This is a genomic window from Streptomyces sp. NPDC020422 (assembly GCF_044386705.1).
In the GTDB taxonomy this organism is placed as follows: domain Bacteria; phylum Actinomycetota; class Actinomycetes; order Streptomycetales; family Streptomycetaceae; genus Streptomyces.
The window spans coordinates 657,233-673,123 of record NZ_JBIRVJ010000004.1; the positions used below are offsets into that span (position 1 = coordinate 657,233).

At 72.6% G+C, this 15,891-nt stretch carries 14 protein-coding genes; 11 read left to right on the forward strand and 3 right to left on the reverse strand.

The window, feature by feature from the left end:
- Window positions 1-68: 68 nt before the first annotated feature.
- Entirely contained in the window at window positions 69-1,268 is a 1,200-nt protein-coding gene (locus ACH414_RS13840; RefSeq protein WP_398941903.1) for a threonine aldolase family protein, read from the reverse strand.
- A 125-nt stretch (window positions 1,269-1,393) separates the two neighbouring features.
- On the opposite strand from ACH414_RS13840, the gene ACH414_RS13845 reads away from it, so the two are divergent.
- From ACH414_RS13845 to ACH414_RS13890, 10 genes are all read left to right on the forward strand, one after another.
- Window positions 1,394-2,341, forward strand: a complete 948-nt coding sequence (locus ACH414_RS13845) for a Rossmann-like and DUF2520 domain-containing protein (RefSeq protein ID WP_382546749.1) — start codon at window positions 1,394-1,396, stop codon at window positions 2,339-2,341.
- Window positions 2,338-3,345 carry a pantoate--beta-alanine ligase gene (gene panC / locus ACH414_RS13850; RefSeq protein WP_382546746.1) on the forward strand — a complete coding sequence of 336 codons (1,008 nt, stop codon included), beginning with the start codon at window positions 2,338-2,340 and terminating at the stop codon, window positions 3,343-3,345. The genes ACH414_RS13845 and panC overlap by 4 nt, the downstream gene beginning before the upstream one ends.
- Window positions 3,346-3,358: 13 nt before the next feature.
- Window positions 3,359-5,050 carry an L-aspartate oxidase gene (locus ACH414_RS13855; protein WP_382546743.1) on the forward strand — a complete coding sequence of 564 codons (1,692 nt, stop codon included), beginning with the start codon at window positions 3,359-3,361 and terminating at the stop codon, window positions 5,048-5,050.
- Window positions 5,047-6,063 carry a carboxylating nicotinate-nucleotide diphosphorylase gene (gene nadC, locus ACH414_RS13860; RefSeq protein ID WP_382546740.1) on the forward strand — a complete coding sequence of 339 codons (1,017 nt, stop codon included), beginning with the start codon at window positions 5,047-5,049 and terminating at the stop codon, window positions 6,061-6,063. Before ACH414_RS13855 ends, nadC begins: the two co-directional genes overlap by 4 nt.
- A complete protein-coding gene (locus tag ACH414_RS13865; protein ID WP_382546737.1) occupies window positions 6,063-6,869 on the forward strand; it encodes a type III pantothenate kinase in 807 nt (268 codons plus the stop codon). The genes nadC and ACH414_RS13865 overlap by 1 nt, the downstream gene beginning before the upstream one ends.
- 118 nt (window positions 6,870-6,987) lie before the next feature.
- Window positions 6,988-7,593: a hypothetical protein gene (locus ACH414_RS13870; protein WP_382547185.1), complete on the forward strand. Its 606-nt coding sequence runs from the start codon at window positions 6,988-6,990 to the stop codon at window positions 7,591-7,593.
- A gap of 14 nt (window positions 7,594-7,607) precedes the next feature.
- Entirely contained in the window at window positions 7,608-7,784 is a 177-nt protein-coding gene (locus tag ACH414_RS13875; protein ID WP_382546734.1) for a hypothetical protein, read from the forward strand.
- A gap of 132 nt (window positions 7,785-7,916) precedes the next feature.
- Window positions 7,917-8,339, forward strand: coding sequence for a BlaI/MecI/CopY family transcriptional regulator (locus tag ACH414_RS13880; RefSeq protein ID WP_382546731.1), 423 nt, complete (start codon window positions 7,917-7,919; stop codon window positions 8,337-8,339).
- A 9-nt stretch (window positions 8,340-8,348) separates the two neighbouring features.
- Entirely contained in the window at window positions 8,349-8,864 is a 516-nt protein-coding gene (locus ACH414_RS13885) for an amino-acid N-acetyltransferase (RefSeq protein ID WP_382546729.1), read from the forward strand.
- 131 nt (window positions 8,865-8,995) lie between these two features.
- Window positions 8,996-9,334 carry an Lsr2 family protein gene (locus tag ACH414_RS13890; protein ID WP_382546726.1) on the forward strand — a complete coding sequence of 113 codons (339 nt, stop codon included), beginning with the start codon at window positions 8,996-8,998 and terminating at the stop codon, window positions 9,332-9,334.
- Here ACH414_RS13890 and ACH414_RS13895 read toward each other — a convergent pair.
- A complete protein-coding gene (locus ACH414_RS13895) occupies window positions 9,313-9,918 on the reverse strand; it encodes an SCO3374 family protein (RefSeq protein WP_382546723.1) in 606 nt (201 codons plus the stop codon). The two genes, ACH414_RS13890 and ACH414_RS13895, sit on opposite strands and share 22 nt — an antisense overlap.
- Window positions 9,919-10,392: 474 nt before the next feature.
- Between ACH414_RS13895 and ACH414_RS13900 the strand changes: the two genes are divergently transcribed.
- Complete coding sequence (locus ACH414_RS13900) at window positions 10,393-12,915, forward strand: ATP-dependent Clp protease ATP-binding subunit (RefSeq protein WP_382546721.1); 2,523 nt, start codon at window positions 10,393-10,395, stop codon at window positions 12,913-12,915.
- A 60-nt stretch (window positions 12,916-12,975) separates the two neighbouring features.
- On the opposite strand, the gene ACH414_RS13905 is transcribed toward ACH414_RS13900, so the two are convergent.
- On the reverse strand, window positions 12,976-15,768 hold the full coding sequence (locus ACH414_RS13905) for an NACHT domain-containing protein (protein ID WP_398941908.1): 2,793 nt from the start codon (window positions 15,766-15,768) through the stop codon (window positions 12,976-12,978).
- Window positions 15,769-15,891 lie beyond the last annotated feature (123 nt).

Sequence of the window (15,891 nt, forward strand, 5' to 3'; positions counted from 1 at the left end):
GCCGCCCCGCCCCGCCCTGCCGCCCCTGCCGCGCCGAGCCGCCTGACGCCCCTGCCGCGCCGCCCCCGCTAGCCGAGCCTCGCGAGGAAGTCGCGGGTGGCCTCCCTGACGTCGGCGGCCGTCCACTCCAGGCCCGCCGCGGCGACGGTCACCTCGGTCGCCGCCACCCCGGGAGGCCCGCCCGCGGGGGCCGGGAACCAGCGGCGGAACAGGGCCGTGCCCGTCTCCTCCGCCAGCGCGCGGCCGGCCGCCGTCAGGGCGTCGGGGGCGTACGGGAGCCAGACCTGGAACTGGTGGGTGTGCGGGGTCCGGGGGTGCACCCGGAACCAGGGCACCCCTGCCTCCTCGAACGCATCGCGCAGCGCGTCCGCGACCACGCGGGCGTGTGCCACGTACGCGGGCAGCCGGGGGAGCTCCGTCTCCAGGCCCCGCAGCGCCGACACCGCGGCCGGGTACTGCTGGAAGACGTCCCCGCCGTAGCGGTGGCGCCACAGGCGGGCCTCCGCGATCAGCTCCTCCGGCCCGGCGACGGCCGCGCCCGAGATGCCGCCGAGGGACTTGTAGAACGACACGTAGACGCTGTCGGCGAGGCCCGCGATCTCGGGCAGCGGGCGGCCGAAGCGCGTCGGCGTCTCCCAGAGCCTGGCGCCGTCGAAGTGGACCACGGCGTCCCGCTCGCGGGCGGCCTCGACCACGTCGACCAGCTCGTCCCAGGTCGGCAGCACGAAGCCGGCCTCCCGCAGGGGGAGCTCCAGCATCAGCGCGCCGAAGGGCTCCGGGTGGTCCCGTACCTCCTCGGCCGTGGGCAGCCGGGGCTCGGTGGTGGGGTGGGTGGTGCGCAGGGCGGCGAGCCTGGTGAAGGCCTGGTCCTCGTGTACCTCGGGGTGGGCGAGCGGGTGCAGGGCCACGACCGGGTTGCCGGTCCGGCCGGCCCAGCAGCGCAGGGCGGCCTGCTGGGCCATGGTCCCGGTGGGGAAGAAGGCGGCGGCGGGGAAGCCGAGAGCGCGCGCGATCCGCTCCTCGACGGCGGTGACGACGCCGTCGCCGTAGATGTCCACGGGCTCGTCGGCGTACGGGCTCCTCGCCGCCCAGTCGGCCAGCTCGCGCAGGCCCGCGGCGACGGTGGTGTCCACGGAGGCGTCCCACAGCCTGCGCGGGGCCTCGCGCCAGGCGCGGCGCAGCGCCGCCGTCTCGTCGGTTTCGGCGGCGTCCACGGTCTCGGCCACGCCGGTGCCGGTCTCGGGCCCGGTCGCCCTCTCTGTCTCCATGGGCAGATCATCACACCGCCGCCCACACCCTGTGGACAGCCACGGGCTCGCGCGAAACGCTGGCGTAGCATGACCAGAAATCGTCCGGTACCCACCGAGGACTGGAACGGAAGGCCGACCAGATCGTGAACGCACCACCAGAGCGCGCAGCGGAATCCCTCAATCCCCGGCCGGGCGCCGACCGCGCCGAGGACCGGCCCGCCCGGCTCTCGGTCGGAGTCGTCGGAGCCGGGCGCGTGGGCCCCGCCCTCGCCGCCTCGCTGCAGCTCGCCGGACACCGCCCCGTCGCCGTCTCGGCGGTCTCCGACGCCTCCCGCCGCCGGGCCGCCGCCCTGCTGCCCGACGTGCCCGTCGTGGAGCCCGCGCGGGTGCTCGCCCTCGCGGACCTGGTGCTGCTCACCGTCCCCGACGACGCGCTGCCCGGCCTCGTCGAGGGGCTCGCCGACACCGGCGCCGTCCGGCCCGGCCAGCTGATCGTGCACACCTCCGGGCGGTACGGGGTCCGGGTCCTCGACCCGGCCAGGCGGGCGGGCGCGCTGCCGCTCGCGCTGCACCCCGCCATGACCTTCACCGGCACCTCCGTGGACGTCCAGCGCCTCGCCGGCTGCTCCTTCGGCGTCACCGCCCCGGACGAGCTGCGGCTCGCCGCCGAGGCCCTGGTCATCGAGATGGGCGGCGAGCCCGAGTGGATCGCCGAGGAGAACCGCCCGCTCTACCACGCGGCCCTCGCCCTGGGCGCGAACCACCTGGTCACCCTGGTCGCCCAGGCCATGGAGCTGCTCCGCTCGGCCGGTGTCGCCGCCCCCGACCGGATGCTCGGCCCGCTGCTCGGCGCCGCCCTGGACAACGCGCTGCGGTCCGGCGACGCGGCCCTGACCGGACCCGTCGCCCGCGGCGACGCCGGAACGGTCGCGGCGCACGTGGCCGAGCTGCACAAGCACGCGCCCGGCACCGTCGCCGGCTATCTGGCGATGGCCCGCGCGACCGCCGACCGGGCGCTCGCGCACGGACTGCTCAAGCCCGAGCTGGCCGAGGATCTGCTGGGCGTGCTCGCCGAGGGGGACGACCGATGACCTTCACCCTGGTCCGTACGGCCGAGGAGCTCCGCGGCCTCAAGGGCGACGGACGCCGGGCCGTCGTCATGACGATGGGCGCCCTGCACGAGGGCCACGCCACCCTGGTCCGCGCCGCCCGCGAGCGGGTCGGGCCGACGGGCACCGTCGTCGTCACCGTCTTCGTCAACCCGCTCCAGTTCGGCGCGGGCGAGGACCTCGACCGCTATCCGCGCACCCTCGACGCCGACCTGGCCCTCGCCCGGGAGGCCGGCGCCGACACGGTGTTCGCCCCCGGCGTCGACGAGGTCTACCCGGGCGGGGAGCCGCAGGTGCGGATCACCGCCGGGCCCATGGGCGAGCGCCTCGAAGGCGCCTCCCGCCCCGGCCACTTCGACGGCATGCTCACCGTCGTCGCCAAGCTCCTCCACCTCACCGGCCCCGACCTGGCCTTCTTCGGCCAGAAGGACGCCCAGCAGCTGGCCCTGATCCGCCGTATGGTCCGCGACCTGAACTTCCCGGTCGAGATCGTCGGCGTGCCGACCGTCCGCGAGTCCGACGGCCTCGCGCTGTCCAGCCGCAACCGCTACCTGTCGGACGGGGAGCGCCGTACGGCCCTCGCGCTGTCCCGCGCGCTGTTCGCCGCCCGCGACCGGCTGGCCGCCCAGGCCGCCCTGCGCGCCCGCGCGGCCGCGCTGCCGGGCGCCCAGGGCCGGGCCGACGCCCGCGCGGAGGCGCTGTCGCGGCTCGGCGAGGCGCGGGCCGCCGCCGACGCCCACGCGGTCGCCCAGGCGGCCGAGGGCATGGGCGCCGAGGCCGTACGGGCCGCCGCGCGCGGTGTGCTCGACGAGGCGGCGCGGGCCGAGCCGCCGCTCACCCTGGACTATCTGGCCCTGGTCGACCCCGCCGACTTCACCGAGGTCGCGGACGGCCACGACGGCGAGGCGATCCTCGCCGTCGCCGCGCGCGTGGGGAGCACGCGGCTCATCGACAACATCCCCCTGACCTTCGGAGCCGTGAAGTGATCGGAGCCGTGAAGTGACCGGAATACGGCTGCAGGCGCCCGCCCCCGGCTGGTCCATCGAGGCCGATGTCGTGGTGGTCGGCTCGGGCGTCGCGGGACTGACCGCCGCCCTGCGCTGCACGGCGGCCGGGCTGCGTACGGTCGTCGTGACCAAGGCGCTGCTCGACGACGGCTCCACCCGTTGGGCGCAGGGCGGCATCGCCGCCGCGCTCGGCGAGGGCGACACCCCCGAGCAGCACCTGGACGACACCCTCGTGGCGGGCGCCGGGCTCTGCGACGAGCACGCGGTGCGGGCCCTGGTCACCGAGGGCCCGGGCGCTGTCCGGCGCCTGATGGCGACCGGCGCCGACTTCGACCGCACGGTCGACGGCGAGATCGCCCTGACCCGCGAGGGCGGCCACCACCGCCGCCGGATCGCGCACGCCGGCGGCGACGCGACCGGCGCCGAGATCTCCCGCGCCCTGGTCGAGGCGATACGCGAGCGGGGCGTGCGCACCATCGAGCACGCCCTCGTCCTCGACCTCCTGAAGGACCCCGAGGGCCGCACGGCCGGTGTGACCCTGCACGTGATGGGCGAGGGCCAGCACGACGGCGTCGGCGCCGTCCGCGCCCCCGCCGTGGTCCTCGCCACCGGCGGCATGGGCCAGGTCTTCTCCGCCACCACCAACCCGGCCGTCTCCACCGGCGACGGCGTCGCGCTGGCGCTGCGCGCCGGGGCGGAGATCTCGGACCTGGAGTTCGTCCAGTTCCACCCGACGGTGCTGTTCCTCGGGGCGGGCTCCGAGGGCCAGCAGCCGCTGGTCTCCGAGGCGGTACGGGGCGAGGGCGCCCATCTGGTCGACGCGGACGGGGTCCGCTTCATGCTGGGGCAGCACGAGCTGGCCGAGCTGGCGCCCCGGGACATCGTCGCCAAGGCGATCACGCGCCGCATGCTGGAGCAGGGCGCCGAGCACATGTACCTGGACGCCCGGCACTTCGGCGCCGAGATGTGGGAGCAGCGCTTCCCGACGATCCTGGCCGCCTGCCGCTCGCACGGCATCGACCCGGTCACGGAGCCGATCCCGGTCGCCCCGGCCGCCCACTACGCCTCCGGCGGTGTCCGCACCGACCTGCACGGCCGGACGACCGTGCCGGGCCTGTACGCGTGCGGCGAGGTGGCCTGCACGGGTGTGCACGGCGCCAACCGGCTCGCGTCGAACTCGCTCCTGGAGGGCCTGGTCTTCGCCGAGCGGATCGCCGACGACATCACGGCGCACGGCCCGCACCGCGAGGGCCGGCCGGTCGCGGACGACGGCTCCACGGCGCTGACCCTGCTCGGTCCGGAGCTGCGCCGGGACATCCAGCGGATCATGACCGAGGGCGCGGGCGTGCTGCGTTCCGCGGGGAGCCTGACGGCCGCGGCCGACGCCCTCGAAGGGCTGCGGCTGGACGCGGAGGGGGACCGCAAGTCCGCCGAGCCCGGCGTCGACTCCTGGGAGACGACCAATCTGCTGTGCGTCGCCCGGGTCCTGGTGGCCGCCGCCCGGGAGCGCGAGGAGACCCGCGGCTGCCACTGGCGCGAGGACCGGCCCGACCGGGACGACGAGCAGTGGCGCCGCCATCTGGTCGTCCGGCTGACGTCCGACCGCCGACTGGTGGTCCGGCGCACCGACACCGCAGACTTTCCGCCCGTAACCCCCGACGCATCCAGGGAGCCGCAGTCGTGAGCACGCCCGAAGAAGCACGTCCGAAGCCCGTGGACGTGCCCCTGATCCACATCAACGCGCCCGCCGAGCAGGCCGGCGGCTGCGGCGACGGCTGCGGCTGCGGCGACGCGGAGGAGTACGAGTGCGGGCTCGACCCGGCGCTCGCCCAGCTGCTCGCCGACGCCGGGCTCGACCCGGTCCAGGTCGAGGACATCGCGCACCTGGCCATCGCCGAGGACCTCGACGGCGGCGTGGACGTCACGACCGTGGCGACCGTCCCCGAGGACGCCGTCGCGACCGCCGACTTCACCGCCCGCGAGGCCGGTGTGGTGGCCGGTCTCAGGGTCGCCGAGGCGGTCCTGTCGATCGTCTGCACCGACGAGTTCGAGGTCGAGCGGCACGTCGAGGACGGCGCGCGGGTCGAGGCCGGGGACAAGGTGCTCAGCGTCACCGCCCGCACCCGCGACCTGCTGACCGGCGAGCGCAGCGCCCTGAACATCCTGTGCCGTCTCTCCGGCATCGCCACCGCGACCCGCGCCTGGGCGGACGCCCTGGAGGGCACCGGGGCGAAGGTCCGCGACACCCGCAAGACGACTCCGGGCCTGCGCGCCCTGGAGAAGTACGCGGTGCGCTGCGGCGGCGGCGTCAACCACCGCATGTCGCTGTCCGACGCGGCGCTGGTGAAGGACAACCACGTGGTGGCGGCCGGCGGGGTCGCGCAGGCCTTCAAGGCCGTGCGGGAGCTGTTCCCCGACGTCCCGATCGAGGTCGAGGTCGACACGATGCACCAGGTCCGCGAGGTCCTGGACGCGGGCGCCGACCTGATCCTGCTGGACAACTTCACCCCGCTGGAGACCGAGGAGGCCGTCGCGCTGGTCGCCGGGCGGGCCGCCCTGGAGTCCTCGGGCCGGCTCACCCTGGAGAACGCGGCGGCGTACGCGGCCACCGGCGTGGACTACCTGGCGGTGGGCGGGCTCACCCACTCCTCGCGGATCCTCGACATCGGGCTCGACCTGCGCGAGGCGGCCGTCTGATGCTGCTCACGATCGACGTCGGCAACACCCAGACGGTCCTCGGCCTCTTCGACGGCGAGGAGATCGTGGAGCACTGGCGCATCTCCACGGACCCGCGCCGCACCGCCGACGAGTGGGCGGTCCTGCTGCAGGGTCTGATGGGCATGCATCCGCTGCTCGGCGTCGAGCTGAGCGACGGCATCGGGGGGATCGCCATCTGCGCGACGGTCCCCTCGGTGCTGCACGAGCTGCGCGAGGTCACGCGCCGCTATTACGGGGACGTCCCCGCGGTCCTGGTGGAGCCGGGCGTCAAGACGGGCGTCCCGGTCCTCACGGACAACCCGAAGGAGGTCGGCGCCGACCGCGTGATCAACGCGGTGGCGGCCGTGGAGCTGTACGGCGGTCCCGCGATCGTCGTCGACTTCGGCACGGCGACGACGTACGACGCGATCACCGTGCGCGGCGAGTACGCGGGCGGCGCGATCGCCCCGGGCATAGAGATCTCGGTGGAGGCGCTGGGCGTCAAGGGCGCCATGCTCCGCAAGATCGAGCTGGCCCGCCCGCGCAGCGTGATCGGCAAGAACACGGTCGAGGCCATGCAGTCGGGCATCGTCTTCGGTTACGCGGGCCAGGTCGACGGCGTGGTCGGACGGATGAAGCGCGAGCTGGTGGGCCCGAACGGGGACCCCTCGCAGGTCACGGTGATCGCCACCGGCGGCCTGGCGCCGATGGTGCTGGGCGACTCCAAGGAGATCGGCGCCCACGAGCCCTGGCTGACGCTGATCGGTCTGCGGCTGGTCTACGAGCGCAACGTCTCGCGGCTGTGACGGTCCCGGCGGGAGCGGATCGGGGCACCGACCCGCCGGGAAGATCGAGAAGCGAGAGATTTGTCCGATTAGCGCGTATCGTCGGTCCATGCCCACGCCCCTAGGCCCCCGCGGCGGCATGGCGTTCAGCGCGGACGAGCTGCGTGTCCTCCGTCGTGCCCTCGCCACTGCCCTCAACCCCGCCCCCCTTCAGGACGACGACGTACAGGACTGCCTGCGCCTGGCCGAATCCGTGGACGAGACGGTGGCCGAGGCCGGCCGGCTGCGCGCCTTCCTCCTCGCCGACCTGGTCCGCTACCGCCAGGCCCTCCCCGGCTCGCTCCCGGGCTATCTGGAGCTCCTCCAGGACGCCCTGGCCGCCGGCTACGACCCCGGCGCCGACGACCTCGCGGCCCTGCGGGCGCTGCGCCACAACCCGGCGGCCGGCGCCCTGCTCGCCCGCTGCCAGGTCCTGGCGGAACGATCCGTCCGCGCCCGTCTGGCCCGGGTCTCCCAGGCGCAGGCCCCGGCCCGCACCGCCGGCCCGGCCCCGCGCGCCCGGCTGCTCGCCCTGCCCGGCGGCCGCGCCTCCGAGGACGGCGGCTCAGGCCCGGGGGCGCCGGGGAAGCCCGCCCCCAAGCCCCCGTCGCCCGGTGAGCGGCCCGTGCCCAAGCCCTCCGAGGTGTTCCCGCCGCGCCGCCGCCCGGTACCGCCGCCCCCGCCCGAGGAACGGGCCGCGGGCTAGCTAGTCTGGATCCCATGGACTATGTATCCGCGCTCCTGCCCCCCGTCGTGATGGCCGTCTTCTTCATCGGCCTGGTCGTCACGATCGTCAAGAGCCAGGGCGGACCGAACAAGGCCAAGGAGGACGCGATCGTGGACGCCGCCCTCGCCCGCGCCGAGTCCGCCCGCCAGCAGGGCACCACCGCCCCGTAGCCGGGCCCGCAAGCCCCGAGGACGTACGACCGCCGTCAGGCCGTACGTCCTTTTTGCACTCTTCCTGGGCGTTTCCTCCGTGAATGGGCGCCAATGGGCGCTTATTCGGTCACCGCGCACTATGGTGGCGCTGTGCCCCGCCAATTGGGAGAGCTGGAAGACGCCGTCATGACCCGCGTCTGGCAATGGAACCGCCCGGTGACCGTCCGGGAAGTCCTGGAGGATCTCCAGCAGGAACGGTCCATCGCCTACACCACCGTCATGACCGTATTGGACAATCTCCATCAGAAGGGCTGGGTCCGCAGGGAAGTCGAAGGCCGCGCCTATCGATATACGGCGGTCTCGACCCGCGCCGCCTACTCGGCCGCACTGATGAACGAGGCATGGGCGCAGAGCGACAACCCCGCCGCCGCCTTGGTCGCCTTCTTCGGCATGATGTCGACCGAACAGCGCGAAGCCCTCAACGACGCCATCCGTATCGTCCAGCGGGACAGCCCCGAGGCGGGCCCGACCTCCGGGCAGGGCGGCGCGGAACCGGGGGAGCAGGGGCGATAACGTCCCCCCATGTCTTCCGCCAAAGCCGTCACCGTGCGCCGGGCCCGTACCTCCGATGTCGCCGCGGTGCGCCGTCTCGTCGATCCCTTCGTGCGCCGCGGCATCCTGCTCGACAAAGCGACGGTGACCCTTTACGAGTCGATCCAGGAGTTCTGGGTCGCGGAACGCGACGACGACGCCACGGTCGTCGGCTGCGGTGCGCTCCATGTGATGTGGGAAGACCTCGCCGAAGTCCGTACTCTCGCCGTCGATCCCGAGTTCAAGGGCGCCGGAGTGGGACATCAGGTGCTGGACAAGTTGCTCCACACCGCCCGATGGCTCGGTGTCCGCCGGGTTTTCTGCCTCACCTTCGAAGTCGACTTCTTCGGGAAGCACGGCTTCGTCGAGATCGGCGAGACTCCGGTGGACGGAGATGTCTACAGCGAGCTCCTGCGTTCCTATGACGAGGGCGTCGCGGAGTTCCTCGGTCTCGAACGAGTGAAGCCGAACACCTTGGGCAACAGCCGGATGCTTCTGCACCTGTGACCTGACTCCTATGTCCGAATCGCGCACGTTTCCCGCGTTGCCGGGGTTCTGAACCTCTGCCAGGGGTTTGTGTTTTTCCGGGAAAAGCGGTTTCCTTTCCGCGTACTGCATTTTCGATGAAAGGAAATCCGGTGGCACAGAAGGTTCAGGTCCTTCTTGTCGACGACCTCGACGGCGGCGAGGCGGACGAGACCGTGACGTTCGCGCTGGACGGCAAGTCCTACGAGATCGACCTCACCACCGCCAACGCGGACAAGCTCCGCGACCTGCTCGAGCCGTACACCAAGAGCGGTCGCCGCACCGGTGGCCGGGGCGCCGGCGCCCGGGGCAAGGGCCGTGTCGTCGCCTCCGGCGGCAGCCCGGACACCGCGAAGATCCGCGCGTGGGCCAAGGAGAACGGCTACAACGTGAACGACCGCGGCCGCGTGCCTGCGGAGATCAAGGCGGCCTACGAGGACGCGAACCGCTGAGGCGCCAGCTGCTGAGCCGCCGGTCCCGCCCCCCGGGGGTGGTTCCGGGCAGCGCTCAGCAGCCGGACCCGGTGGCACTCCGCGGCGGCCGCGGCCACCAGCCGGGCCAGACAGGGGGCGTCCGCACCGCCCCGCACCGAGGGCCGCAGGGCCGGCAGCGAGGACTCCACCTCGCGACCTGGCTCCGGGGCCCTCAGCCACACCGGGGCCCCCGGCAGGCCGGAACGGCTCCAGCCCGGGGGAACGGGCGCGGTCATCCGGCCGTCGGCGCCCAGGGCCGCGAGATCCAGTGAGATCCCGCCCCACTCCAGCCAGTCCAGCAGCCCGGGCAGCTCCTCCGCGCTTCCCGCTGCCACCAGCAGCCGCATCCTGCGCCCCATGAGGGCCACCGGACCGGTGGCGGCGCCCAACCGGCGCAGCACCCCGCGACCGGCCGCGGCGGGCACTTCGAGCACGTCGAAGCGCAGCCCCGTCACCAGCTGCACCGGCGGCCCGGCCACGGCGGCCCAGCCGAGCTCCTGCTCGTACCACCGCGCCGTACCGCCGTCGATCGGCGAGCGCGGGAGCGGGACGGTGAGGGCCATACCCGGGGAACGCCGCCGAGGGCGTCTTGGTTACGTGCCACACCCCGGCACGGTGACGGTGGGTCCTTGATCCGCAGCGCAGAGTGTCCATGATGGGGGCGTACGGGTGCATTCGAGAGCGCAAGGTTGTTCGCCCGTAGCGGAGGGAACCGGGGTGCGCCGCATGGAGTGTCCGTCCTTACGGGTAAGACATTCCATGTGAGGAGGGGTGACTCGCGGGCAGAAGCGTCTCACGTTCGCCATCGGCGTAGTGAAGGTGCGGGTAACAGCTTGGCCTGCGGGAACATCGTCTCGCACCATCGAGTTGGAGCATTTGTCGGCTGTTCGGCAGCAGGTCTCCCCGAGAAGTAAGGGGGTGATCCGGACGGATGTCGGCAGTTGGAATGAGCGGTCCCCGCTTGCGGGACTAAGCTGCGGAAGGACAGGGAGGGGATCGACCCCTAACTGACTGACCGCTCTGAGGAGCGATTAACGATGTTCGAGAGGTTCACCGACCGCGCGCGGCGGGTTGTCGTCCTGGCTCAGGAAGAAGCCCGGATGCTCAACCACAACTACATCGGCACCGAGCACATCCTCCTGGGCCTTATCCACGAGGGTGAGGGTGTCGCCGCTAAGGCCCTGGAGAGCCTCGGGATTTCGCTCGAGGCGGTCCGCCAGCAGGTTGAGGAGATCATCGGTCAGGGGCAGCAGGCCCCGTCCGGCCACATCCCCTTCACCCCGCGTGCCAAGAAGGTCCTGGAGCTGTCGCTCCGCGAGGCCCTCCAGCTCGGCCACAACTACATCGGCACCGAGCACATCCTGCTCGGCCTGATCCGCGAGGGCGAGGGCGTCGCCGCCCAGGTCCTCGTGAAGCTGGGCGCCGATCTCAACCGGGTCCGGCAGCAGGTGATCCAGCTGCTCTCCGGCTACCAGGGCAAGGAAGCCGCCACCGCCGGCGGCCCTGCCGAGGGCACGCCCTCGACGTCCCTGGTCCTCGACCAGTTCGGCCGCAACCTCACCCAGGCGGCCCGCGAGTCCAAGCTCGACCCGGTCATCGGGCGCGAGAAGGAGATCGAGCGGGTCATGCAGGTGCTGTCCCGCCGCACCAAGAACAACCCGGTCCTCATCGGCGAGCCCGGCGTCGGCAAGACCGCCGTCGTCGAGGGACTGGCGCAGGCCATCGTCAAGGGCGAGGTGCCCGAGACCCTCAAGGACAAGCACCTCTACACCCTGGACCTCGGCGCGCTGGTCGCCGGCTCCCGCTACCGCGGTGACTTCGAGGAGCGCCTGAAGAAGGTCCTCAAGGAGATCCGCACCCGCGGCGACATCATCCTGTTCATCGACGAGCTCCACACCCTGGTGGGTGCGGGCGCCGCCGAGGGCGCGATCGACGCCGCCAGCATCCTCAAGCCGATGCTGGCCCGCGGTGAGCTCCAGACCATCGGTGCCACCACGCTCGACGAGTACCGCAAGTACCTGGAGAAGGACGCCGCCCTCGAGCGCCGCTTCCAGCCCATCCAGGTCGCCGAGCCGTCGCTGCCGCACACGATCGAGATCCTCAAGGGTCTGCGCGACCGGTACGAGGCCCACCACCGGGTCTCCATCACCGACGAGGCCCTCGTCCAGGCCGCGACCCTGGCGGACCGCTACATCTCGGACCGCTTCCTCCCGGACAAGGCGATCGACCTGATCGACGAGGCCGGCTCCCGGATGCGCATCCGCCGGATGACCGCGCCGCCGGACCTCCGCGAGTTCGACGAGAAGATCGCCTCCGTCCGCCGGGACAAGGAGTCCGCGATCGACTCGCAGGACTTCGAGAAGGCCGCCTCCCTGCGCGACAAGGAGAAGCAGCTCCTCGCCGCGAAGGCCAAGCGGGAGAAGGAGTGGAAGGCCGGCGACATGGACGTCGTCGCCGAGGTCGACGGCGAGCTGATCGCCGAGGTCCTCGCGACCGCCACCGGCATTCCGGTCTTCAAGCTGACCGAGGAGGAGTCCTCGCGTCTGCTCCGCATGGAGGACGAGCTCCACAAGCGCGTCATCGGCCAGAAGGACGCCGTCATCGGTCTGTCCCGGGCGATCCGCCGGACCCGTGCGGGTCTGAAGGACCCCAAGCGCCCCGGTGGCTCGTTCATCTTCGCCGGTCCGTCCGGTGTCGGTAAGACCGAGCTGTCCAAGGCGCTCGCCGAATTCCTCTTCGGCGACGAGGACGCGATGATCTCCCTCGACATGTCGGAGTTCAGCGAGAAGCACACGGTTTCCCGGCTCTTCGGTTCTCCGCCCGGATACGTCGGCTACGAAGAGGGCGGCCAGCTCACCGAGAAGGTGCGCCGCAAGCCGTTCTCCGTGGTCCTCTTCGACGAGGTCGAGAAGGCCCACCCCGATATCTTCAATTCCCTTCTCCAGATCCTGGAGGACGGTCGCCTGACCGACTCCCAGGGCCGGGTCGTGGACTTCAAGAACACGGTCATCATCATGACGACCAACCTCGGGACCAGGGACATCTCGAAGGGCTTCAACCTGGGCTTCGCCGCCCAGGGCGACACGAAGTCCAACTACGAGCGGATGAAGGCGAAGGTCAGCGACGAGCTGAAGCAGCACTTCCGCCCGGAGTTCCTCAACCGTGTGGACGACATCATCGTCTTCCCGCAGCTGACGCAGGAGGACATCCTCCAGATCGTCGACCTGATGATCGGCCGCGTCGACGAGCGCCTGAAGGACCGGGACATGGGCATCGAGCTCTCCCAGTCCGCGAAGGAGCTGCTCGCCAAGAAGGGTTACGACCCGGTGCTCGGCGCCCGTCCGCTCCGCCGGACGATCCAGCGCGAGATCGAGGACACGCTGTCGGAGAAGATCCTCTTCGGCGACCTGCGCCCCGGTCACATCGTGGTCGTGGACACGGAGGGCGAGGGCGAGGAGCGCAAGTTCACGTTCCGCGGCGAGGAGAAGTCGGCCCTGCCGGACGTGCCTCCGATCGAGGCGGCGGGCGGGGCGGGTCCGAACCTGTCCAAGGAAGCGTGACGCTCGGCTGAAGCCGTAGGGGCGGCCCCGGAACCTGAGGGTTCCGGGGCCGCCCCTTTGTCATTCGACGGTCAGACGGTCGCCCAGGGCGGCGGCGCCGAGGATGTTCTTGCGGGGAACGCCGGAGACGACGACCTGCAGGGAGGGATGTGCGCTGAACCCCGTGAGGTCCACCGTCTGCTGCCCGGCGAGAGGGCCGGAGACCCGGAAGACGAGGAGCGGCCGCAGGCCGGCCACCGCTTCGAGGTCCGCCAGCCGGGAGCAGTCGGCCACGACCAGACCCCTGAGCCGGGAGTGGTCCAGTGCGTGCAGGAACGAGAGGTCGGTCAACCGGTCGTTGTTCGCGAGGCCCAGAATGCGCAGGGATCGACCGCTGAACGCCTGGACGAGCGCATCCGGCTCGAAGTCCCCGACGACGGTGATGTTGTCCAGGGCCTCGTGGTCCCGAAGAAGACGCAGGTGCTCGGCGGTGAAAGCCATGATCGATTCGCCGGGGTCGAGACGTCCGACGACCTCCCGGGCGAAGGCCTCCGCCGGAAACGAGGGCCACGACGTCGTGAAGCGACCTGCTTCCCCGGCCTCCGCGAAAGCCCGGGCGTACGGGAGCGCTGCCGACCCGCCGATTTTCGCGATCAGGCCGGTGACGGCGTCCACGGTGTCCTTGGCCACCTCCTGAGGCCCTGGCAGCAGCGGCAGCACGTATCCGCCGAGCCGGGCCAGCTGGGCGACCTGCCCCGGGTTCCGCGGCGGCACCACCGACCTCACCGCTCTCAGCACCCGCCGCCGCAGCGTCTCGTCCAGCCAGGCCGCGTGCTGGGCGGCCAGGGCCGCCAGGACGTACAGCGTCGTCTTCAGGTCGCGTTTGCGCGTCTCGGAGCCGGCCTTGAGGAGGCCCTCCACCAGGACCGGCAGGTCGCGGCGCTTGCAGTGGCCGGCGGCCAGCAGCAGTACGTCGTGCCACTGCTGGTCGTGGGCGTGGCGGAGGAGTTCCTGGAGGAGGTCGTCCTCCACGAACTCCTTGGCGGCGAGGAAGTCCTGGAAGGTGCGGTGGGCGAACTGGAAGACGTCGTCCGTGCGCTCCTGGAGCAGGCCGCTGCGGTTGACGAGGTGGGTGAGGACCTCCTCGGGCGTGCCCTGGGACTGGACGCGGGGCATGCCCGGCAGGGCGCGCTCCAGGCGCTGGAGGGCCTGCTCGCGGGTGAACTCGGCCTGGCCGCCGCGGACGAGCCACGCGGCCAGGCGCTGGAGCAGCTGGGTGTGTTCCTCCACCGTCATGCGGATCCCGTCGGGCGCGTCGATGCGGCGCCGTTCGTCGCGGACGCCCAGGAGCATCGCGAGGGCGGAGTCGTACAGCTCCCAGCGGTTCTCCGGCAGGAAGCCCTCCCGCAAGCGGTGCAGCGCGCAGATCACCGCGCACAGCAGCGGCGTCCGGGCCAGCTCGGCCAGGTTCGGGTTGTGGCGGAACTGCTGGGACAGGTCGTGTTCGAGGTCGGTGAGGTTCTCCTCGGCGGGCGCGTCGAGGCGTGCCGCCTCGTGCCAGGCGGCGACGAAGGCCTGGATGTCGTCGCCCCGCAGTGGGAGGAGGGTGAGCTCCTCGAAGCCCTCGGCGCCGAGCCAGTCGGCGGCGACGGCGTGCGGCCGTACGGTCGCCACGCAGCGGGTGCGGGGGTAGCGGGCGAGCAGGCCGCTGAGCCAGGTGTGGGCGTCCTCCCGGTCGGACTGGCTGACCTCGTCCAGGCCGTCGACGAGCAGCAGTCCGCGGCCGGCGGCGAGGACCCGGCCCGCCCAGCCCTCGGGGGCCGCGTCGATCATGAGCCCGGCGACTCCGGGGAGTTCGGCGGGGGAGGGGAAGCCGGCGCCGCGGGCCCGCAGGGTGCGCAGGGGTACGACGAAGGGGACGAGCCCGTTGAGCTCGGCGAGCTCCGGGCCGAGCGTCCCGGCGGCGGCGTGGGCGGCCAGCCACCACATGAGGGTGGTCTTCCCGGCGCCCGCGTCGCCGCGGAGCAGCACGCGCGGGCGGGCGGCGAGCAGGTCGTCGATGCGGCGGGGGACGGCGACGGCCTCCTGGTCGCGGGAGGTGGCCTCCAGGGAGAGGTAGGCGGTGTCGAGGTCCCACTCGGAGGCGCGCTTGCCGAGCTCGTCGAGGCCGAAGATCCTGGTGCGCCGGTAGGCGGCGCCGAGGGCCTCGCCGTACTCCTCCTCGTGGAAGTCGTCGCGGGGGTGGGCGCCGGTGGTCGTCACGGAGACGGTGGGGAGCCACTGGCGGGCCTGGGCGTCGGCGAGGACGGCGGTGAGGGAGACGCACTCCAGGCGCCGGTGGCCCCGGCCCCTGGGGACGGCGCGGACGATGCCGAGGAGTCGTTCGCCGGCGAAGACGGGGGCGCCGGAGAGGCCGGCGAGCGGGGAGGGGCCGTCCTCGTCGGCGGTGACCGGCGGGTGGTCGAGTTCGACGGTCAGGGTGCGGCGGAGCAGTCCGGCCATGGGCAGCACGGTGCCGGTGTACTGGTCGAGGTCCGGCTTCCGTCCGTCGTACCGCTGGACCTGGGGGTAGCCGAGGATCTCGCAGCCGGGTATCGGGCGGGCGGTGACGACGGTGCTGAGCGGCGGGGTCGGGACGGCGCCCGTGTCGCCCTGCAGGAGCGCCGCGTCGAGCCGGTCGTCCGACCACACCACCCGTAAGCGGGCCGGGCTCCGGTTGGGCGCCACGACCATGGCGCTGCGGGCGCCGTCGAGGACATGGGCGCTGGTCAGCAGGGTGCCCGGTGCCACCAGGACCCCGCTTCCCTGGCGTCGTCCCAGGACCGCGTGGATGAGGTCCCTGCGGAGTTCGATCGGGGAGATGTGCTCGGTCATGCCTCGGAAGCTAGTGCCGTCCGGAGGGCCGCGGAGGGGGTTCGGGAGGGTTCGGTCGCGTGACCCAGGTCCCATTCGCGGCGCGCCCGTGGTGACAAGGCGCACAGGGGTTTCGGAGGGTAC